Annotated in this window: 17 protein-coding genes and 1 pseudogene; 7 read left to right on the top strand and 11 right to left on the bottom strand. The window is 68.2% G+C overall.

Going from position 1 to position 20620, the window contains the following annotated elements:
- Positions 1–69 precede the first annotated feature (69 nt).
- From JNK84_RS15420 to gor, 4 genes and pseudogenes are all read right to left on the bottom strand, one after another.
- A complete protein-coding gene (locus tag JNK84_RS15420) occupies positions 70–1410 on the bottom strand; it encodes a globin-coupled sensor protein (RefSeq protein WP_293425381.1) in 1341 nt (446 codons plus the stop codon).
- A gap of 173 nt (positions 1411–1583) precedes the next feature.
- Complete coding sequence (locus tag JNK84_RS23565; protein ID WP_441343261.1) at positions 1584–2450, bottom strand: methyl-accepting chemotaxis protein; 867 nt, start codon at positions 2448–2450, stop codon at positions 1584–1586.
- A gap of 12 nt (positions 2451–2462) precedes the next feature.
- Positions 2463–2924 (bottom strand): annotated as a pseudogene (locus JNK84_RS23560) (protoglobin domain-containing protein); the annotation flags it as partial.
- Between the two features lie 260 nt (positions 2925–3184).
- On the bottom strand, positions 3185–4567 hold the full coding sequence (gene gor, locus JNK84_RS15410; protein ID WP_293425377.1) for a glutathione-disulfide reductase: 1383 nt from the start codon (positions 4565–4567) through the stop codon (positions 3185–3187).
- Positions 4568–4763: 196 nt separating this feature from the next.
- On the opposite strand from gor, the gene JNK84_RS15405 reads away from it, so the two are divergent.
- The 4 genes from JNK84_RS15405 (at position 4764) to JNK84_RS15390 (ending at position 9233) form a co-directional block, all read left to right on the top strand.
- The gene (locus JNK84_RS15405) at positions 4764–6194 is read left to right on the top strand and encodes a xylulokinase (RefSeq protein ID WP_293425375.1); all 1431 of its coding nucleotides are present in this window, start codon (positions 4764–4766) and stop codon (positions 6192–6194) included.
- A 76-nt stretch (positions 6195–6270) separates the two neighbouring features.
- Complete coding sequence (locus JNK84_RS15400) at positions 6271–7245, top strand: tripartite tricarboxylate transporter substrate binding protein (RefSeq protein ID WP_293425374.1); 975 nt, start codon at positions 6271–6273, stop codon at positions 7243–7245.
- Positions 7238–7720: a tripartite tricarboxylate transporter TctB family protein gene (locus JNK84_RS15395; RefSeq protein ID WP_293425372.1), complete on the top strand. Its 483-nt coding sequence runs from the start codon at positions 7238–7240 to the stop codon at positions 7718–7720. Before JNK84_RS15400 ends, JNK84_RS15395 begins: the two co-directional genes overlap by 8 nt.
- A gap of 7 nt (positions 7721–7727) precedes the next feature.
- Positions 7728–9233 carry a tripartite tricarboxylate transporter permease gene (locus JNK84_RS15390; RefSeq protein WP_293425370.1) on the top strand — a complete coding sequence of 502 codons (1506 nt, stop codon included), beginning with the start codon at positions 7728–7730 and terminating at the stop codon, positions 9231–9233.
- Between the two features lie 69 nt (positions 9234–9302).
- On the opposite strand, the gene JNK84_RS15385 is transcribed toward JNK84_RS15390, so the two are convergent.
- The 3 genes from JNK84_RS15385 to JNK84_RS15375 form a co-directional block, all read right to left on the bottom strand.
- Positions 9303–9854: a DUF2059 domain-containing protein gene (locus tag JNK84_RS15385; RefSeq protein WP_293425368.1), complete on the bottom strand. Its 552-nt coding sequence runs from the start codon at positions 9852–9854 to the stop codon at positions 9303–9305.
- Between the two features lie 49 nt (positions 9855–9903).
- Entirely contained in the window at positions 9904–10611 is a 708-nt protein-coding gene (rpiA, locus tag JNK84_RS15380) for a ribose-5-phosphate isomerase RpiA (protein WP_293425366.1), read from the bottom strand.
- Between the two features lie 78 nt (positions 10612–10689).
- Positions 10690–12441 (bottom strand): NAD+ synthase, encoded by a 1752-nt coding sequence (locus JNK84_RS15375; protein WP_293425365.1) that lies wholly within the window; start codon positions 12439–12441, stop codon positions 10690–10692.
- A 232-nt stretch (positions 12442–12673) separates the two neighbouring features.
- Between JNK84_RS15375 and JNK84_RS15370 the strand changes: the two genes are divergently transcribed.
- Positions 12674–13504, top strand: coding sequence for an outer membrane protein (locus JNK84_RS15370; RefSeq protein WP_293425363.1), 831 nt, complete (start codon positions 12674–12676; stop codon positions 13502–13504).
- A gap of 75 nt (positions 13505–13579) precedes the next feature.
- On the opposite strand, the gene JNK84_RS15365 is transcribed toward JNK84_RS15370, so the two are convergent.
- Positions 13580–14965, bottom strand: coding sequence for a class II 3-deoxy-7-phosphoheptulonate synthase (locus JNK84_RS15365; protein WP_293425361.1), 1386 nt, complete (start codon positions 14963–14965; stop codon positions 13580–13582).
- A gap of 227 nt (positions 14966–15192) precedes the next feature.
- Between JNK84_RS15365 and JNK84_RS15360 the strand changes: the two genes are divergently transcribed.
- On the top strand, positions 15193–16686 hold the full coding sequence (locus JNK84_RS15360; RefSeq protein WP_293425359.1) for a hypothetical protein: 1494 nt from the start codon (positions 15193–15195) through the stop codon (positions 16684–16686).
- Between the two features lie 3 nt (positions 16687–16689).
- Here the strand turns inward: JNK84_RS15360 and JNK84_RS15355 are convergent, their stop codons facing one another.
- From JNK84_RS15355 to JNK84_RS15345, 3 genes are read right to left on the bottom strand one after another with little or no spacing between them, the layout of a single operon-like run.
- Positions 16690–17643, bottom strand: coding sequence for an MBL fold metallo-hydrolase (locus JNK84_RS15355; RefSeq protein WP_293425357.1), 954 nt, complete (start codon positions 17641–17643; stop codon positions 16690–16692).
- Positions 17644–17648: 5 nt separating this feature from the next.
- The gene (locus JNK84_RS15350; protein WP_293425355.1) at positions 17649–18887 is read right to left on the bottom strand and encodes a cytochrome P450; all 1239 of its coding nucleotides are present in this window, start codon (positions 18885–18887) and stop codon (positions 17649–17651) included.
- Positions 18884–19897 (bottom strand): fumarylacetoacetate hydrolase family protein, encoded by a 1014-nt coding sequence (locus JNK84_RS15345; protein ID WP_293425354.1) that lies wholly within the window; start codon positions 19895–19897, stop codon positions 18884–18886. Before JNK84_RS15345 ends, JNK84_RS15350 begins: the two co-directional genes overlap by 4 nt.
- A 231-nt stretch (positions 19898–20128) precedes the next feature.
- On the opposite strand from JNK84_RS15345, the gene JNK84_RS15340 reads away from it, so the two are divergent.
- Positions 20129–20611, top strand: coding sequence for a MarR family winged helix-turn-helix transcriptional regulator (locus JNK84_RS15340; RefSeq protein ID WP_293425352.1), 483 nt, complete (start codon positions 20129–20131; stop codon positions 20609–20611).
- Positions 20612–20620 lie beyond the last annotated feature (9 nt).

Raw genomic sequence — 20620 nt, 5'->3', positions numbered from 1 at the left:
AACCCCGGGATCCATCAGGTCAGGCGCTCTGCCTCACCCCTGTCGGAATGGCGATGGGACGGGCTCGCATCACGCCGCTCGGGCCTCGTCGAGGAAGGCATCGACCTCCGAGCGGAGCGCGTCGAGCTCGCCGGCAAGGCTGGCGCGCGCCTCGGAGAGGACATGGCCGGCTGCCTGCACGTCGCCCGCCACGCCGTTCAGCGCGCCGACGCTGGACGACACCTGGTCCGTGTGCCGGGACGTCTCCTGCATGGTGGCGGCGAGGCTCTCGGTGGCGGTGTTCTGTTGCTCGACGGCCACGGCGATCGCAGCCGCGATCCTGTTGATGTCGCCGATGACGCCGGCGATCGAGCCGATGCGACCCACCGACGTGCGGGTGGCCTCCTGCATCAGTGCGATGCGCGCCGAGATGTCGCTCGTCGCCTTGGCGGTCTGGCCGGCCAGCGCCTTCACCTCGCTGGCGACCACCGCGAAGCCGCGACCGGCCTCGCCCGCGCGGGCGGCTTCGATGGTGGCGTTGAGGGCCAGCAGGTTGGTCTGGTCGGCAATGGCGTTGATCAGTTCCACGACATTGCCGATCTCTTCGGCCCGGCTCGCGAGCATGTCGATGGAGGCTGTCGCCTCCTCGGCATCGGCCGCCGCGCGACGGGCGACCTCGGCGGAATGGTCCGACTGGCTGCTGATCGAGCGCACCGAGGCGGCGAGCTCCTCCACCGCGGCCGCGCCCGCGCGCGCGTTGTCGGCGGTCATGTCCGCCCCCGCGCCCGCCGTGCGGACCTCGCCATGGCAGCGGTCGGCCGCCAGCTCCAGTCGCGCCACGCAGGCCTGCATCCGCCCGCCGGCCGCCTCGGCGTCGACGAAGCGGCGTGCGACCGCGCCCGAGAAACGGTCGATCGCGGCGGCGAGCTTCGCGCCGCGCTGCTGCCGCTCGGCGATCATCGCGTCCTGATAGACGGAGATCGCGATGTCCATGTCGAGGGTGATCGCGGACGTGACAGCGCGCAGGCGGCGCGCGGCGCGCGCGGGCCGCAGCCGGTTGCGGCGGATCAGCGCCGTCTCGATCTCGCGCAGCACGAACGAATAGCCGCCGATGTACCAGCCCGGTTCCAGTCCGATCCGGTGGTGAATGCCGCCGATGCGCCGGGCGCTGGCGAGGTAGTCGTCGTTGAAAGTCCCCGCGAACAGGCCTTCCCAGTGGCGGCTCTGCGCGGCGACGAGGCGGGACGTGCCATCGCCGACCAGCGCGGCGAGGTGCGGTACCCTGGTGATATGTCCGTAGAAGCCGCGGATGATCGTGTCGAGATCGTCTCGGATGTCGGCGAAGGCCAGGCGCAGTTCGGCGCGGGCGGTGGAGTCAATTCCATGGAACTGAAGCCGGGCCGCGAGGCCCGGATCGTTAGGCGTAGTCATGAAAGGCCTTGAGGTGGGCCCGGATAGCACCGGGATTGTAACCGGGGGACGGCGGACCGTTAGGGCCTCATGGTGAACCCGGGGTTAAGGTTCGCGGGCCGGCCGCGGCGGGGCTGCCCTGCCCGCCGGCACGCGCATGAACGGCGCGTGCCGCGGCCGGTGAGGCGGCCTGGTCAGGCGGCCTTCGCCTTCTCCAGGAAAGTGTCGATCTCGGCCCTGAGGCCGCCGATCTGCTCGGTCAGGCTCTGGCGCGCCTTCGAGAGATCCTTGCCCGTGCTCTGCACCTGCGCCGCCACGTGGCTGAGCTGCTCGACGCCGCTCGAAACCTTCTGCGTGTTGAGCGAGCTGTCCTGCATGGTGCGGGCGATGTCGCTGGTCGCGGCGGTCTGTTCCTCCACCGCCGAGGCGATGGAGACCGCGATCGAGGACAGCTGGTCGATCACCTGGGCGATGTCGCTGATCCGCTTCACGGCTTCGCCGGTGGCGGACTGCATCTGGCCGATGCGGGTGGAGATGTCCGTCGTCGCCTTGGCGGTCTGCCCGGCCAACGCCTTCACCTCGCTCGCGACGACGGCGAAGCCACGCCCGGCCTCGCCAGCGCGGGCCGCCTCGATCGTCGCGTTCAGCGCCAGCAGGTTGGTCTGGTCCGCGATGGAGTTGATCAGTTCGACCACCTCGCCGATCTCGTCGGCGCGGCGGGCCAGCGCGCTGATCGCCTCGGTGACGACCGCGGCATCAGCGGCGGCCTGGCGGGCAACCTCGGCCGAATGGGTCGACTGCTGGCCGATCTCGCGCACCGAGCAAGACAGCTGTTCGGTCGCGGCGGCGCCCGCCTGCACATTGCCGGCGGTGAGGCGCGCGGCGTCGTTGACCGTCTCCACCTCGCCCAGCGAGCGCTGGGTCGCCACGTCGAGCGCCTCGGCGCAGACCTTCAGCTGGCTGCCGGCCTCCTCCGACCGCGCCAGCCGCTCGGTGACGCCGGACGAGAAGGTCGCGATGGCGGTCGACAGGGCCTCGCCGCGCTGCTGCCGCTCGGCCATCAGCACTTCCTGATAGACGGAGATGGCGAGGTCGATATCCACCATGATGGCCGAGGTGATCGCCCGCAGGCGCGCGGTCGCGACGGCTGGGCGGAACCGGTAGGACTTCACGATGACGCCGTAGAGCTCTTTCATGACGAAGGAATAGCCGCCGATATACCAGCTGGGTTCCAGCCCGATGCGGTGATGGGTCAGGCCGATCCGGCGAACGCCTTCCTCGTAGATATTGTCGAAAGAGCCGCTGAACAGGCGCTCCCAGTGCTTGGTCTGCGCACCGACCAGGCGGCCCTGCTGGCTGCCGATCATCTGGGCGAGATTGGGCACCGCCCCGAGATGGGCGTAGAAGTTCGTCAGGATGCGCGGCAGGTCGTCCTTGATGTCGACCCAGGCAAGCCTGAGGGCGTGGGTGGTCGCCTCGTCGATGCCGTGGAAGGCAAGGCGGGAGGCGAGGGTGGTGGCTCCGCTGGTTGTCATCGGCAGGGTCTCGTCGCGGTCAGGCGCCTGATTGACGCTGACACGATGAGCGCATCACATGGTTAATTGACGGTAAAAGTGTTTTTTGCGCTGCAAAATAACCATTGGTTGCGGGAGAATCCTCAAATTGCCAATTCAGGGATAGATACAGTTCGTGCGACAAAATGGTCGCGATATTATTCTGACAATATCGGTCAACAATTCCGACGTTGGATTGGACTGCGGAAGCAGCGGGCTTGGTCGAAACTCGCGAATTGGCGTCAGTTTACGGCGGAACGTGCGTATTTGGCGCTCGGGGTCCGCATCGTGACCAGTTCCTCGGCGGCAGTCGGGTGAACCGCCATGGTCGCGTCGAACTGCGCCTTGGTCGCTCCGATCTTTACCGCGATACCGACAAGCTGGATCATTTCTCCGGCATCGGGGCCGCAAATGTGCACCCCAAGAACCTTGTCCGTCTCGCCATCAACCAGGAGTTTCATCAGCATCCGTGATTCGCGGCCGGAGATTGTGTTCTTCATCGGCCGGAACGTCGCCTTGTAGACGTCGACGGCGCGGCCGGTCAGCCGCGCCTGCTCCTCCGTCAGCCCGACGGTGCCGATCTCCGGTTCCGAGAAGACGGCGGTCGGGATGGTCGCGTGATCCGCCGTCCAGGACTTGCCCCCGAACAGGCTGTCGGCGAAGGCGTGGCCCTCGCGGATCGCAACCGGGGTCAGGTTCACCCGGTCGGTGACGTCGCCGACAGCATAGATCGAGGGAGCATTGGTCCGGCTGTCGGTATCGACGGCGATCTCGCCGTTCCGGCCGAGCGCGACGCCTGCCGCCTCCAGGCCCAGCCCCTTTGTGTTGGGCCGCCGGCCGATCGCCATCAGCACCTGATCGGCGACGATCGTCTCATGCCCGTTGCGGAAGCGCACGGCGAGGCCGTCCGCCGTCTTCTCGATGGCTGAGAACGTCTCGTTCATGATGAGCCGGATGCCCTTGCGGGCATATTCGGCCATCAGGTGGTCGCGCAGATCCTCATCGAAGCCGCGCAGGATCTTCGCGCCGCGATAGACCAGCGTCACCTCCGAGCCGAGCCCGGCGAAGACGCCGGCGAACTCGACGGCAATGTAGCCGCCGCCGGCGATGACGATGCGCTTCGGCTGCTTCGCGAGATGGAAGACTTCATTCGAGGAGATGGTGAGCTCGCTGCCCGGCAGGGTGCTGTCCATCGAGGGGGCCGCGCCGGTCGCGACGAGGATAAGCTTGGCCGTCACCGTCCGCCCGTCGGCAAGACGCACGCTGTTCGGGCCGGTGATGGTCGCGCGTTGGGAGACGATCTCGACACCCGCCTTGGCGAGGTTGGATGCGTATATGCCTTCCAGCCGGCCGATCTCCTTGTCCTTGGCGGCGATGAAGGTCGGCCAGTCGAACGTCGCGGGCCCGACCGTCCAGCCGAACCCCGCCGCATCCTCGAAATGCTCGTGATACTGGGAGGCATAGACCATCAGCTTCTTCGGCACGCAGCCTCGGATGACGCAGGTGCCGCCCATCCGGTATTCCTCGGCGAGCATCACTTTTGCGCCGTGGGTCGCCGCGATGCGCGCCGCGCGGACGCCGCCGGAGCCGCCACCGATGACGAAGAGATCGACGTCGTAGCTCATTGAAACCTCTGGCTGCGGATGGAGGGCTGAGATGGGAACTGCCGAGCGCTTATCATAGCGCCCCGCCCCGCTCAAAACCGCCGATCTGCCCTGCGGCAGCTGTTGAGCCCCTGCCACCGGGCGCAAGCCTCCCGTAAGAATGGCAGCGAACAACCGGAAGCGGCGACTGTCCCAGCGCCGTCGAGGGGAGAACGCCGTGAAGCAGGCCGCGCCGGTCACGATCCTGGCTGTCGATCTCGGCACGCAAAGCCTGCGCGTCAGCGCCGTCGCGGCGGATGGCGCGACGCTGTGGCGCTGGTCGAGGCCGGTGAACTCCGCCATCGATGGTCGCCGCTACGAGCAGGACCCCGCCGAGTGGCTGGCGCTTCTCGACGAGGCGCTGGCGGAGGCGGGCAGGGCGGGCGTGAAACCGGACGCGGTCGCGGCGGCAGGGCCGCTGGCCGGGTGGGTCCCGATGGCGGCCGGCCGGCCGCTTGGTGCCGCTGTCATGTATTTCGATACGCGCGCCGCCGTGGACGTGGCCCGTATCGGCGAGCTTCTCGACAAAAGGCCGGAGGCGCCGCGGCCGACTGTCGCCGATCCCTTGCCCCAGCTGCTGCGTCTCGGCCGGGAGCGCCCCGATCTCGCGGTCGCCATGGACCGGTTGCTCGACGCGACCGGCGTTCTGGTTCACCAGCTCTGCGGCGCGTCGGTTCTCGATCCCTACACCGCGCTCCGCCTCTATGATGCGGAGATCACGCGCCCGCTCGGCACCGACCCCGCGATCTTCGGTCGGCCGGCCGCGCTCGGCGAGCGCGTCGGTGTCCTCGCTCCCCGCTATGCGGGTCTGTTTGGGGGCGGAGCGATCCCCGTCGTCGCCGCGACCTTCGACAGCAAATGCGCCTATGTCGCGAGCGGCATTGCCGAGCCGGGCGAGGCGCTCGACATATCCGGTACGGTGACGTCGTTCGGAGTGGCGTCGGAGCGCCCGGTGCGCGATCCGTCCCGGCGTGTCTATTCCGTGCCGCTCGGCGACGGCTGGCTGGTGCGTGGCTCGATGGGCGGCACGGGGAGCGTGCTGGAATGGGCGCGGGCTGAATTGCTGGGGCAGGACTTCGCGGCCATCGAGGCTGACATCGCCGCCGCTCCGCCTGGAGCCGGAGGCGTCACTTTCCTGCCGTTCCATTCCGGTGCCCGAGCGCCGCTGTGGAACCCTCACGCGCGCGGGGCGCTTCTCGGCCTCGGCCTCGATACGGATCGGTCGGTCATGGCGCGCGCGGTCTATGAGGGGCTCTGTTTCGGCCTGCGCCATATCGCCGACACGATGGCGGAGAGCGGCGTCGCGCCGCGCGACATCAGGCTCGCCGGCGGGCTTGCCCGCAGCGATCTTCTCTGCCGCATGAAGGCGGACATTCTCGGTTGCCCGGTGCTGCGTCTTGCCGATCACGAGCTGACCACCGCGGGCCTTGCGGTCATCGCGGCCGTTACCCTCGGCGTCTATCCGGACCGGCGCGCGGCGAGCCGCGCCATCGTCCATGTCGCCGACCGTTTCGCGCCCGCGCCCGCGCGCGCGCGCTACGAGGAGCCCTACCGCCGCTACCGCGCGGCCGTCGCGGCATTGTCCCCGACCTTCGCGCCGCCAGCCTGATTGATCCCGCATTTCCCGCATTGCCCGCTCGCTCCGAGGGTGCGACAAACTGTCAAAACCGTTCGGGAGGAACGCCATGTCGATCATCACCCGGCGCGAGGCTGTCGCGCTCGGAGCCGGCCTTGCCGCCGTGCTCGCCGGTCCGGCCGCCGCGCAGGCGCCGACCGAGCTGAAGCTGCTGGCTCCCGCCGCCCCCGGCGGCGGCTGGGATCAGACCGCCCGCACCATGCAGAGCGTGCTGACCGTCGAGCGCATCGTCCGCTCCGCGCAGGTCACCAATGTCGCGGGCGCCGGCGGCACGATCGGCATCGCCCAGTTCGTCAATTCCTCGCGCGGCGATCCCGGCGCGCTCATGGTCTCCGGCTTCGTCATGGTCGGCGCGATCCTGATGAACAGGGCGCCGGTGACGCTGGATGCGGTGACCCCCGTCGCGCGGCTCACGGGTGAATGGCAGGCGCTGGTGGTCAGCGCTGCGTCGCCGATCAAGTCGGTCGCGGATCTCGCGGCGGCGGTGAAGGCGGATGTTACCAAGGTGAGCTGGGGCGGCGGTTCCGCCGGCGGCGTCGACCACATCACCGCCGCCATGTTCGCCGGCATGGCCGGAGCCGACGGCGGCAAGGTCAACTACATCGCCCATTCCGGCGGGGGCGAGGCCATGGCGGCCATCCTGTCGAACCGCGTGACGGTTGGCGTCGGCGGTGTCAGCGAGTTCGAGCAGCACGTGAAAGGCCGTCGTCTACGCTGGCTCGGCATCACCGCGCCCGAGGGGACGGCCGGGCTGCCCGGGCCGACCCTGACCGCTGGCGGGCTGAAACTCGAACTGCAGAACTGGCGCGGCGTGTTCGGCGGCCCCGGCCTCAGCGATGCCCAGAAGGCGGGCCTTGGAGAGGTCGTCGAGAAGATGGCCAAGTCGAAGGCCTGGGCCGACCAGCTGGCGGCCAAGGGCTGGCAGGATACCTATCTTGCCGCTGATGCCTTTGCGACCTTCCTGAAGGAAGAAAACGCCCGGGTAGAGGGCGTTCTGCGCAATCTCGGCCTCGTGCGTGCCTGACGCCATGGACGGGGAGCACAAGAGGCCGGACCGCCCGGTCGTTGTCATCGGCGCCGCGCTCCTGGTGATCGCGGCCGTCGTGGTCTGGCAGGGCTTTCAGGTGCGCGCCAGTTTCGGCAGCCAGGCGCTCGGGCCGCAGATGATGCCGTTCCTGGTCGGCGGCTTCCTCACCGTGCTCGGCGCGCTGACGGTCGTCGCGGGGCTGCGGGGCGAAGCTCCCGCGCGCGACCCGGATGAGCCCGTCGCGGTGATGTGGATCGCCGGCGGCATCGCCGCCATGCTGCTGCTGATCAAGACCGCCGGCTTCATCCCGGCCTGTGCCATCCTCTTCGCCGCGACCGCCCGCGCCTTCGGCTCGACGCGGCCGGTGGTCGATCTCGGCATCGGCGCGGCCATGGCCATCGTCATCTTCGTGTTCTTCGCCAAGGTTCTCGGCCTGTCCTTGCCCTCTGGCCTTGCCGAAAGCTGGATCTGAGGCGCCGATGGAAACGCTGTCGCTCCTGCTCAACGGCCTGTCCATCGCCATCCAGCCGGCGAACCTGCTTTTCGCGCTGGTGGGGGTCATCCTCGGCACGGCGGTCGGCGTCCTGCCGGGCATCGGCCCCGCCATGACTGTCGCGCTGCTTCTGCCGGTGACCTTCAAGATGGACCCGGCGGGCTCGCTGATCATGTTCGCGGGCATCTATTACGGCGGCATGTATGGTGGCTCGACCACCTCGATCCTCCTGAACACGCCCGGCGAGAGCGCTTCCATCGTCACGGCGATGGAGGGCAACAAGATGGCGCGGGCGGGCCGCGGCGGGCCGGCGCTCGCCACCGCCGCCATCGGCTCCTTCGTTGCCGGCACGATCGCGACGGCGCTGCTGACCATCTTCGCGCCGTGGCTTGCCGAAGTCGCCATCGCCTTCGGTCCCGAAGACTATTTCGCCCTCATGGTGGTCGCGTTCATCACGGTGTCGGCAACCTTCGGTTCGTCGCGCCTGCGCGGCCTGACCTCGCTCGCCATCGGCCTCACGCTCGGCATCGTCGGCATCGACAAGCTGACGGGCCAGCCCCGCCTTTCCTTCGGCATTCCGGACCTGCTGGACGGGCTGGAGGTGACGACCGTCGCCGTCGCCATGTTCGCGGTCGGCGAGGCCATGGCGGTGGCCGCCCAGCGCGGCAAGGAAGGCGAGGGCACGGTGGAGGCGATCCGCGGCTCGCTCTGGATGACCGCGGAGGACTGGCGGCGCTCGTGGAAACCCTGGCTGCGCGGAACCGCTTTCGGATTCCCCATCGGCGCCCTGCCGGCGGGCGGCGCCGAGATACCGACCTTCCTCTCCTATGCCGCCGAGAAGCGCCTCGCCGAGCATCCCGAAGAGTTCGGTCACGGCGCCATCGAGGGCGTCGCCGGACCGGAAGCGGCCAACAATGCTTCGGCTGCCGGCACGCTTGTACCGCTCCTGACCCTCGGCATCCCGACGTCGGCGACGGCGGCGATCATGCTGGCTGGTTTCCAGCAGTACAATCTTCAGCCGGGACCGCTGCTGTTCGTCACCTCCGCGGATGTGGTCTGGGGCCTGATCGCCTCGCTGTTCATCGCCAACGTCATGCTGATCGTGCTCAACCTGCCGCTGGTGGGTCTGTGGGTACGGCTGCTGTCGATCCCGCGGCCATGGCTCTATGGCGGCATCCTGGTCTTCGCGACGGTCGGCGTGCTCGCGGCCAAGGCCTCGCTGGTGGAGCTCGGCGTGGTGCTGGCGCTGGGGCTCATGGCCTATGGCATGCGCCGCTTCGATTACCCGATCGCTCCGGTGGTCGTCGGCATGATCCTCGGACCCATGGCCGAGACGCAGCTGCGCCGCGCGTTGCAGATCAGCAATGGCGATGCCAGCGTGCTGGTCACCAGCCCGATCTCGGCGACGCTGCTGGCGGTTGCCGTGCTGGCGTTGCTCGGCCCCATGCTCTGGGCCCGCCTCGGCTGGTCGATGAAGGCGGACGAGGACTGAGCCAGCCAAAAAAGAAAACGCGCCGGGATCCCGGCGCGTTTCAGAACTTCGGAAGCGGCGGTCTCGATGTCAGAGACGGATGCCGCGCTTGGCGAATTCCTCGCGGAAGCGGGCGACGATGTCGCGCGTCACGCCCTGGCTCCACTGCTGCGAGCGGCCGAAGGTCTCTTCCATGATCGCCGGGATGGTGCGGACCAGCTTCTGGCCCTCGGCCGACTGGTAGAAGGCCTGGATGCGGCGCAGCTCGTCCATCGAGAAGCGCTGGGCATAGGCAACCGCGATGCCGTTGATCAGCTCGTTGACGCGCGGCTGGAACTCGGCCTTCAGCGAGTCGCCGACTTCGTTGAACTGGCGGCCGAGATCCGGATTGGTCGGCAGGAACAGCGCCTTGGCCTGCTCGATGAAGGCCGGGATGACGCCCTCGAAGGACGAGGACGCGCCGGAAAGCTCCACCACCTGGCGGGCGAGCGCGACATGCTCGGCGGCGGGCTGCGGCGCCGCGGCGGGGGCGGCGGGCGCCGCCTGCGCCAGCGACGGCGCGGGGCGCTGTTGGGCGAGGGCCGGAGACGCGGCGAAGGCGACGGACGCCAGCGCGGCGGCAACGAACGAACGGGCGAACATCAGGATCACTCCTCAGGGAAGCTCTAGGCCGCCGGCGACCGGTCCGGCCTTACTGTCCGATACGTCCTACGACCTCTGCGCCTCCAGGGGAAGCGATGATCGCGAGCGACGCCAGACCGATGAACAGGCCGTGCTCAACCACTCCGGGCACGGAATGCAGGCGGTGCGAAAGCGCGGCGGGATCGGGAATCCGCGCGCAGGCCGCATCAAGGATCATGTGACCGCCGTCCGTGACGAAAACATGGCCGTCGGCCTTTGTCCTGACACTGAGAGGGCCGGGGCAGCCTGCCGCCTCCAGAACCTTCTCGATGGCGTGCCGCGTGGCGGCAAGACCAAAGACGTTGACTTCGATCGGCAGCGGATAGCGGCCGAGCGCCGGGACCTGCTTCGAGGCGTCGGCGATGACGATCATCCGCGCGGAAGCCGCAGCGACGATCTTCTCGCGCAGCAGCGCGCCGCCGCCGCCCTTGATCAGGTTCAGGGCCGGATCGATCTCGTCGGCGCCGTCGATGGTCAGGTCGAGCTCCGGCGTCTCGTCGAGCGTCGTCAGCGGTACGCCCAGCCGCTCGGCCTGCGCGCGCGTCACCTCGGAGGTCGGCACGCCGACGACCTTCAGCCCCGCCTTCACGCGCTCGGCGAGCAGGTCGACGAAGTGCTTCGCCGTCGAGCCCGTCCCGAGGCCGAGCCGCATGCCGTCCTCGACATAGGTCAGGGCCTTCGCGGCGGCGTCGCGCTTCAGGGCTTCGGCATCGGTCATGAGCGATTCCAGACTGCGTTGCCGGGCCGGATAGCCCGCCTGGGCGGACAGGTCCAGCCATTTCGCGGGTGCTATGCCTCAGAAATCCACCACGTCGAGCTTCGGCGCGGCGGTCGGGCTGACCAACGTCAGGTCGGGTTCTGAGACCGGCTCGCCGGTGTCGCGGAAGCGGTTGACGATCGGATAGCGCCGGTCGCGGCCGAAATTGCGCGCGGTGACCTTCACGCCGGGCGCGGCCTGCCGGCGCTTGTATTCGGCGATGGCGAGCAGGCGCTCGACCTTCTTCACCGTTTCGAGGTCGTAACCGGCCTCCACGATGGAGGCGACGGAAGCCTCCTTCTCGACGAGGCTTTCGAGGATCGCGTCGAGCACGTCGTAGGCGGGGAGCGAGTCCTGATCCTTCTGGTTCTCTCGCAGCTCCGCCGAGGGCGGCTTGACGATGATGTTCTCGGGGATCACCTCACCGTCCGGCCCGAGCGCGCCTTCCGGCTTCCAGCGGTTGCGCAGGGCCGAGAGGCGGAACACCTCGGTCTTGTAGAGATCCTTGATCGGATTGTAGCCGCCGTTCATGTCGCCATAGATCGTGGCGTAGCCAACCGACATCTCGCTCTTGTTGCCGGTGGTGACCACCATCGCGCCGAACTTGTTGGAAATCGACATGAGGATGGTGCCGCGCGCGCGGCTCTGCAGGTTTTCCTCGGTGATGTCGCGGCTGGTGCCCTTGAACAGCGGGGCGAGCGAGGCTTCCAGCCCCTCCACGGCCGTCGAGATCGGCACGATGTCGTAGCGCACGCCGAGGGCCTTGGCGCAGGCGAAGGCATCCTTCAGCGATTCTTCCGACGTGAACCGGTAGGGCAGCATCACGCAATGGACCCGATCCGGTCCGAGCGCATCGACGGCCATGGCCGCGCAGATCGCCGAGTCGATGCCGCCGGAGAGGCCCAGCACCACGCCGGGGAAGCGGTTCTTCTCGACATAGTCGCGCAGGCCCAGGACGCAGGCCGTGTAATTGGCCTCGTCGCCGGTCACATGCTGATGGATCGGGCCCGAAAAGCGCCAGACGCCATCCGTCTTCCGGGCGTCCACGATGGCAATGGTCTCGCGGAACGCCGGCAGCTGCATGGCGAGCGAGCGGTCGGCATTGATGGCGAGAGAGGCGCCGTCGAAGACCAGTTCGTCCTGCCCGCCCACCTGATTGACATAGAGCATGGGCAGCCCGCTCTCGGTGACGCGGGCGACGATGGTGTTCATCCGCTCGTCGTAGACGCTCTCGCGATATGGCGAGCCGTTCGGCACGATGAAGAATTCCGCGCCGGTCTCGGACAGGGTCTCCACTACCTCGTCGTCCCAGATATCCTCGCAGATCGGCAGGCCGATCCGGACGCCGCGCACGCTGGCGGGGCCGGGCAGCGGCCCCGATGAGAAGACGCGCTTTTCGTCGAAGACGGAATAGTTCGGCAGGTCAACCTTGGCGCGCACGGCCTGGATCAGCCCGTGGTCGCAGCAGACGACGGCATTGTAGACCTTGCCGTCCTCGACCCATGGCGTGGTGATGATCGCAGCGGGCCCGCCATCGGCGGTATCGCGGGCCATGGCCTCGGCCGCCTGGCGGCAGGCCGCCTGGAAGGCCGGTTTCAGCACCAGATCCTCCGGCGGATAGCCGGAAATGAACAATTCCGAGAACACGACGATGTCAGCCCCGGCGGCGGCGGCGTCGGCACGCGCGGCGCGCGCCTTGGCAAGATTGCCGGCGACATCGCCCATGATCGGGTTGAGCTGGGCGACGGCGATGCGCAAGGAGGTCGGCGGAGGGCGGCTCGAAAGGTCCATGATCCCTGATTTAGCCTGCCGCAGGGGCCTTCTCAATGAGGCTGGCATCGCAGGGGCGCCCGGCATTGACCACATGGCTCGGTGCGAGATGTGAACGAAAGGTAAATTTGTAAGGCCCGTCAGGCATTTGCGGCGTCGCCCGCTTAACCCGGCGGTAACCTTGATGATTCATGAATAGGGCCGTTCGAGACCGGCCCCCAGTCCTGGGCCGCGACTCAGGCAGGAGGCCGGCATGACGGCGCGTTCGACAATTTCCCTCTGCTCGGCGGTTCTGGCCGCGGCATTCGCGGTTTGTGCGCCGGCGGGCGCGGCCGACATGTCGCTGCGCGGGTCCATGCCCACCGTCGAGGCCGCGGGCCCGAACTGGGGCGGCATCTATGTCGGCGGCTTCTACGGCTACTCGAGCGGGAACCTCAACCCGACGACCGTCATCGCCGCCCATACCGCCGCCTATAGCGGCATGATCCCGGCCAATTCCTACCTGCCGCTCAATCCGGCACCGGGCGGCGCCGCCAACCGGGGCGCCTTTGGTCTGTTCGCCGGATATCAGGCGCAGTTCGAGGACGCGGTGGTCGGCGTCGAAATGGACTATACGCGCCTCGGCATGGACCGCTTCGGCAATTTCCTTGCGCCCAATGCCACGCAGGTCGTCGGAATCCCTTCGCAGGCCGGGCCCGCAGGCTCCTACGACTTCACCAACCAGCGGCTCCAGACGCGGCTGCGCGTCTCCGACTACATGACGTTCCGCCTGCGCGCCGGTTGGGACATGGGCTATTTCCTGCCGTTCCTGACCGCGGGCCTCGCCGTCGGGCGCGGTGCGGAAAACGCGGTCTATACCGCCGACACCTGCGCGACGGGTGGTTGCGGCGCGACGACCCCGGTCCGCTACGAGTATCACAAGTCGGTCACCTCGGCCGGTCTTGCCTATGGTGCTGGCGTCGACATGCGCCTCGCCCAGTATTTCCTGCTGCGCGCGGAATATCAGGGCGTCACCTTCGCCCGTTTCGGCTCGGGCAATGTCACGGTGCACACGGTCCGCGCCGGCGTCGGCATCAAGTACTGATCGGCTGATCTGGAATACGAAAAGGCCCGCGACGGTCACCGTCGCGGGCCTTTTCCCGTTTCTGCGGGCCTGAACTTACTCGGCCGCTTCGCGCACGCCCGGGCCGCGGTTCAGCCGCTGGCGCTTCAGCATCTCGGAAACCTTGAAGGCCACTTCCAGCGCCTGCTCCGCGTTGAGGCGCGGGTCGCAATGCGTGTGATAGCGGTCGGAGAGGTCCATGTCGGTGATCGCGGCGCGGCCACCGGTGCACTCGGTGACGTTCTTGCCGGTCATTTCCAGATGGATGCCGCCGGCATAGGTGCCCTCGGCCTCGTGGATGGCGAAGAACTTCTCGATCTCGCCCATGACGAGGTCGAAGGGCCGCGTCTTGTAGCCGTTCGCCGCCTTGATCGTGTTGCCGTGCATCGGATCGCAGGACCAGACCACGGTACGACCCTCGCGGGCGACAGCGCGGACCAGCGCCGGCAGGTGCTTCTCGACCTTGTCGGCGCCGAAGCGGCAGATCAGCGTGATGCGCCCGGCCTTGTCCTCTGGGTTCAGCACGTCGAGCAGCCTGAGAAGCCCGTCGGGGTCGAGGCTCGGCCCGCACTTGAAGGCGATCGGGTTCTGGATGCCGCGGAAATACTCGACATGGGCATGGTCGGGCTGGCGGGTGCGGTCGCCGATCCAGAGCATGTGGCCGGAGGTCGCGTACCAGTCGCCGCTCGTCGAATCGACGCGGGTCAGCGCCTCCTCGTAGCCGAGCAGGAGCGCCTCGTGGCTGGTGTAGAGCTCCGTCGTGCGCATCTCCGGATGGGCTTCCGGGTCGATGCCGCAGGCACGCATGAAGTCGAGAGCCTCCTCGATGCGCTCCGCCAGATGCCTGTACTTGTCGGTTGCCGGCGTGTCCTTCACGAAGCCGAGCATCCATTTCATGGCATTGTCGAGATTGGCATAGCCGCCATAGGCGAAGGCGCGCAGCAGGTTGAGCGTCGCCGCCGACTGGCGATAGGCCATGGCCTGCCGGGTCGGATCGGGCTCGCGCGCATCCGTCGTGAAGGCGATGTCGTTGATGATGTCGCCGCGATAGGAGGGCAGCGTCACGCCGTCGATCGTCTCGTTGTCGGACGAGCGCGGCTTGGCGAACTGGCCGGCGACGCGGCCGACCTTCACCACCGGCATGCCGCCGGCATAGGTCATCACCACGGCCATTTGCAGGAAGGCGCGGAAGAAGTCGCGGATATTGTCCGCGCCGTGTTCGGCGAAGCTCTCGGCGCAGTCGCCGCCCTGCAGCAGGAAGGCCTCGCCCTTTGCGACTTTCGCGAGGGCCTTCGTCAGGTTGCGCGCCTCACCCGCAAAAACGAGCGGCGGAAAGCCCGAGAGGCGCTTCTCAACGTCAGCCAGAGCCGCCTGGTCCTTATAGACCGGCACCTGCAGGATCGGTTTCGACCGCCAGCTCGACGGGCTCCAACGCTCGCCCATGGTCCACTTCCTTCTCGTTTCCGGAGCGCGGCGGAACGCCTGCGCTAATACCCGTCCGCCGTCCTGCCGCACGCGGCAGTCCGGTTCCGGGATCGGGGCTTATACACGAGGATGGCTCCCTGGGCGAGCATGATGAACGGCTGGCCTCTGGCGAGGCCGGAACCCTCCATTGCGCTGGCGGGTTCACTCCTGTAACCCCCGTTTCCGGCGACACATCGAGGCACGACATGACCCGCGCCCTGCGCATTGCCCTGTTCTCCGCCGTGGCGGCCTCGACGCTCGCATTCGCATTACCGCTCGCCGCCCAGGCACCCCATGCCATCGAGACGCAGGCGGACGAGGCGCAATGCGTCGCCCAGCCGGCGCCCGTCTGCACGGCCGAACTGGCGCTGAAGGCCGCCCGTGAGGAGCCGGAAGGCTGGGCGGCGACCGCCGCCTTCGAGGCCTTCATCGCCAACGATCCCGATCTCGCCGCCCGCGACCGCTGGATGGCGCGCTATGAGGCGTGGGCGCAGGTTGCGACCGTCGACGGCATCCGCGACCGCATCGTGCCGGTGAGGGCCGAACACCTCGCGCGCAAGGGCGATTTCGCCGGCGCCTATCGCGAACTCGGCCTCGACAAACCGCAGCCCGACACGCTGTCCGAGCCTTCGGTCCTGATCCTCGACGAGGCGCGGACCGGCCGGATCAGGGATACGCTGCCGCGCGTCGAACGCCTTGTGGAGAGCGACAGCCGCGACGACCTGAGGCTGGAGATTCTCGAGATCGCGCTCGCCCGCGCGCCCGCGGAGGCCGATGCTGTCGAGGCGACGATCCGCGACCGGTTCACGCGGCGGATGGCGCAGGCCCTGCGCGCGGGCGCGCGCGGGGACCCCGCCATTTCCCGCTCCATCGACGAATGGGCGCGCGGCGCGCGCGCCAACCAGACGGCGCCCTTCGACGATCCCGACACGGCCCGGCGCGATGCCTGGGACATGGTCCTGCGCGGGGCCATCGCGGCGAACAATCTCGACGGCTTCCGACAGGCGCTGGCCGCCCGCCCGGCCTTCTCGACGCCGGCCGACGCCGAAGGTGCCAGCAAGATCCTGCGCATCCTGATGCGCGAGGGCCGTGCTGAGTGGATCACGGCCTTCGGCCCGGCCCTCAAGCTTCCCGAGGGCGAGGCGGTCTCGGTGGACGAGGACATCGGCCCGATGCGCAACCTGCCGGCCGACCGGCTCGCAGCTGTCGCCCGGGTGGCGGAGGCCACCGGCCGTTCGCGCGGCGCCATCGTCGATACCGCGGTGGAGATGCTGGTGGCGCGCGGTTCGGTCGCCGAGGCCCGCGACGTCTTCGTCTCGCTGGGACGGCTGGACGAACTCAACCGCGTGACCTTCGATCAGGAGCGCATCGGCGTCGTTTTCGAGACGCTGTGGCGCTCGATCGTCGGCCGTGGCCCGCAGGCCGATATCGATGCTGTCGCCGCGCGCATCACCTCGCAGGGCGCCAAGGACTATATGGCGCGCGTCGCGACGCTGGCCCAGCGCATGCGTGACATCGCGGCGGGCAACAAGGGCGAGGAGCCGGCCGACGACGAATGGGCCATCATGCTGGACGTGGCCATCGCCTCCGGCGACCCGGTGCTGATGACCAGGATCGCCGCCGCGATGAAAGACCCCGGCCTGCGCTCCACCGCCTTCGTGCAGGTGACGCGCAACCTGTGGGAGCGGGCGGGGCGGTAAGCCTTAGCCCTGCAGCTTCGCCCACATCTCGCGGTCGCGCACGTCGGTCCAGATCACCGGCCAGTCGATGCCACTCGCCTCATCATAGGCGCGCGAGACGTTGAACGGCAGGCAGTGCTCGTAGATGGCGAAGGATGCGAATTTCGGGTCCATCGCGGTGCGGCATGCGTCGAACGCCTCCTTGAGACTGCGCCCCTTGGCGACGCTCGCCTCGACGGAGCCGTAGAGGGTCGAGAGGAAGTCGCGGGTCAGGACGATGCCATCCTTGACCATCTGGGGGGTGGTCAGGGCGTCGCCCCGGCCCGGCACCACGGCCTTCGGATCGAGCGCCGCGATATTGTCGAGCGTCGCCGGCCAGTCCTTGAAATGCGCATCGCCGCAATAACAGGCCGAGTGATATTCGACGAGGTCGCCGGTGAAGGCGACCTTCGCATCCGGTACCCAGGCGACGGTGTCGCCAGCCGTGTGACCGCGGCCGAGATGCATCAGCTTCACCTCGCGCTTGCCGAGCCAGACCGACAGCTCCTTCTCGAACGTCACATGCGGCCAGGTGAGTCCATCCGGAATCGACTCGGCGCCGGGGAACAGGCGCGGAAAGCGGCCGATCTCGCTGGCCTTGTCCTGCTCGCCGCGCTCGACGATCAGCCCGCGCGTGGCATCCGAGGCGAGGATGGTGGCGCCCTCATAGGCCGAGGCGCCGAGCACGCGCACGGCGTGATAGTGCGACAGGAGCACGTATTTGATCGGCTTGTCGGTGACGGTCCTGACGCGCGCGATCACGTCGCCGGCCATGGCCGGCGTCGCCTGCGCGTCGATCACCATGCAGCCATCGTCGCCGACGATGATGCCGGAATTCGGATCGCCCTCCGCCGTATAGGCGTAGAGGCCCTCGCCGAGTTGGTCGAACGAGACTTTCTTCGGGCCGGTATCGGCGGTGGAGGCGAAGGCCTTGGACATTCTCGTCACTCCAGAATGGCGGGCAGGGACTGGAAACCGCGAAACCGCACGCGACCGGTCCTGATCGGCGTGCCGGCGATCCGGTAGCGCGGGAACCGCGCGAGGAACCGGCTGAGTGCCACGCGGCCCTCCAGCCGCGCAACCGCCATTCCGACGCACTGATGCGGTCCGGATGCATAGCCGAGGTGGCGATTGGGCTGGCGGCCGACATCGAACCGGTCCGGATCCGCGAAGACGGCGGGGTCGCGATTGGCCGCGCCGATGCAGAGCGTTACCCGCGTGCCGGGCGCCAACTCGATGCCGCCGATGCGGGCGGAATCTGTGGTGATGCGGTTGCCGAGCTGGTTGGAACTCTCGACCCTGAGCGCCTCCTCGACCGCGAGGCGGGCCAGGCCGGGATCGGCGATGAGCCGCGCGCGCTCCTGCGGCCAGCGATCGAGCAGCCAGAGCGCATTGCCAATCAGGTTGGTGGTCGTCTCGTGGCCGGCATTGAGGATGAAGATGCAGTTCTGCAGCAATTCGCTCTCAGTCAGCCGGTCGCCGTCGGCCTCGCCCCGGATGAGCCGGGTCAGCACGTCCCGCTCGGGGTCGCCCGGCGCGGCGCGGCGGCGGGCGACCAGGGTCTCCAGATAGGCGAGGAAGTCGGCGACCGCGCGATTGCCGCGCTGCATCTGCTCGTCGGTCAGCACCGGCTCCAGCGCGCCGAGAATGGCGAGCGACCAGTCGCGCAGGGGGCCCCGCTCGTCGTGGGGCACGGCGAGAAGGTTGCCGATCACCTCGATCGGAATGGCGGCGGCGAAATCCTCGATCAGGTCGGCCTCGCCGCGTCCGGACAGATCGTCCAGCAGCCGGCCAACCAGCGCTTCGACATCGGCCTCCAGGCTCGAGACGGCGCGCGGGTTGAGCGCGCCCGCGAGGATCTTGCGGACGCGCGTGTGCAGCGGCGGATCGTTGAAGACGAGGCTGGTCGTGTGATGCTCGAAAAGCGGGCTCTGCCCGTATTTCGCGCCGAATTCGCTCTTCTTGTCCGACGAGAAGGTGCCGGTATCCTTGTAGACCGCCTCAAGGTCGGCGTGGCGGGTGAGGAACACCGACCCGTCCGGCATGAACCTGACAGGATCGTGCGCCCTGAGCGCGTGATAGAGTGGAAACGGGTCGTCGATGAAGCCCGCGGGCAGGGCGCGCAGATCGAAGGACAGCGCCGCTGCACGCGCCGCCTCCGGGCCCGCGACGGGGGACGTCACGGATGGTGTTTCCGCACGATCTGGTCGATGGCGCCGAAGATCGAATGACCCTTGGCGTCCTTGACCTCGATGCGGACCGTGTCACCGAAGCGCATGAACGGCGTATGCGGCGCGCCCTGGCGGATCGTCTCGACGGTGCGCATCTCGGCGATGCAGACATAGCCGAGCCCGCCCTCCGCGATCGGCTTGCCGGGCCCGCCGTCGGCGTCGCGGTTCGACACGGTGCCCGAGCCGACGACCGTGCCGGCCGAGAGCGGCCGCGTCCTGGCGGCATGGGAAATCAGCGTGCCGAAGTCGAATGTCATGTCGACGCCAGCCTCGGGCCGCCCGAAGGCCTCGCCATTCAGGAAGGCCAGCATCGGCCGGTTGAGCTTGCCCTCGACCCAGGCGGGGCCGAGTTCATCCGGCGTCACGGCGACGGGGGAGAAGGCGGTCGGCGGCTTCGACTGGAAGAAGCCGAAGCCCTTGCCGAGTTCGGCGGGGATCAGGTTCCGGAGCGACACGTCATTGGCGATCATGACGAGGCGGATCAGGTCGCGGGCCTCCTCCGGCGTCGCGCCCATGGGCACGTCGCCGGTGATCACCGCGACTTCGCCCTCGAAATCGATGCCGTGGGCTTCGTCCGGCAGGACGATGGGGTCGCGGGGGCCGAGGAAGGCGTCCGAGCCGCCCTGATACATCAGCGGATCGGTCCAGAACGACGGCGGCATTTCCACGCCGCGCGCCTGCCTGACGAGGGCGACGTGGTTCACATAGGCGGAGCCATCCGCCCACTGGTAGGCGCGGGGCAGCGGGCTCATGCAATCATGCTCGTGGAACCGGAACGAGGGCACCGAACCATGTTCGAGCTGCTCGGCGAGATCGGCGAGGCGCGGGCCGAACCGGGCCCAGTCGTCGAGGGCGGCCTGCAATGTCGAAACGACCGGAAAGGCGTCGGTGGCGCGGGTGAGGTCCCTGGAGACGACAACCAGCCGACCGTCACGGCCGTGCTTCAACGATGCTAGCTTCATGATCTTCCGCCCGGGGAATTCTGGTTCTTTGGGCCGCTCCGGCACGAAGCGGGACGGTATCAAAGCCGGTTATGCCGGACTTGACCAGAGCCTTTGGGCCGCCCCGCCGCCGTTGCGGCTGTCCGCATTTTGTCGCGTTGCGCTGTACCGCCGCTGCACTTAGGGTCCGCCCGGCGGAAGCGATTCCCCAAGGATATGCCCATGGATGGCCGCCCCCCCGAAGGACATTCGATGTCTGGCCCCAAGCTTGAGCTGGAATCCTTTCTTCCCTATCGACTCAACGTGCTCGCCACCGTCGTCAGCACCGGTTTGTCGAACATCTATACCAATCGCTATGGCTTCGGCATTCCGGAATGGCGCGTGATCGCGACCCTTGGCCAGTTCGGCGCGATGACGGCCAAGGAGATCGGCGCCCACAGCCACATGCACAAGACCAAGGTCTCGCGCGCCGTGGCCAGCCTGACGAAGCGCCGGCTGATCCAGCGCAGGGCCAACCGGCAGGACCTGCGTGAGGCCTTCCTGTCCCTGACGGTCCAGGGCACCGCGATCTACGACGATCTCGTGCCGGTCGCCCAGCGCTTCGCCGCCGAACTTGCCAGTGGCCTGACCGCCGCCGAGGCGGAACAACTCGACGCCCTGCTCGCCAAGCTCACCGATCGCAGCAGGAATCTCGCCCGGGGCGAAGTTCTGGCGGATGCGGATCCCGCGACGTGATGTGGATGG

The organism is Phreatobacter sp. (assembly GCF_016793595.1).
Taxonomy (GTDB): domain Bacteria; phylum Pseudomonadota; class Alphaproteobacteria; order Rhizobiales; family Phreatobacteraceae; genus Phreatobacter.
The sequence above is the reverse complement of the archived record's forward strand: the minus strand, read 5'-3'. Positions and strand labels throughout refer to the sequence as shown.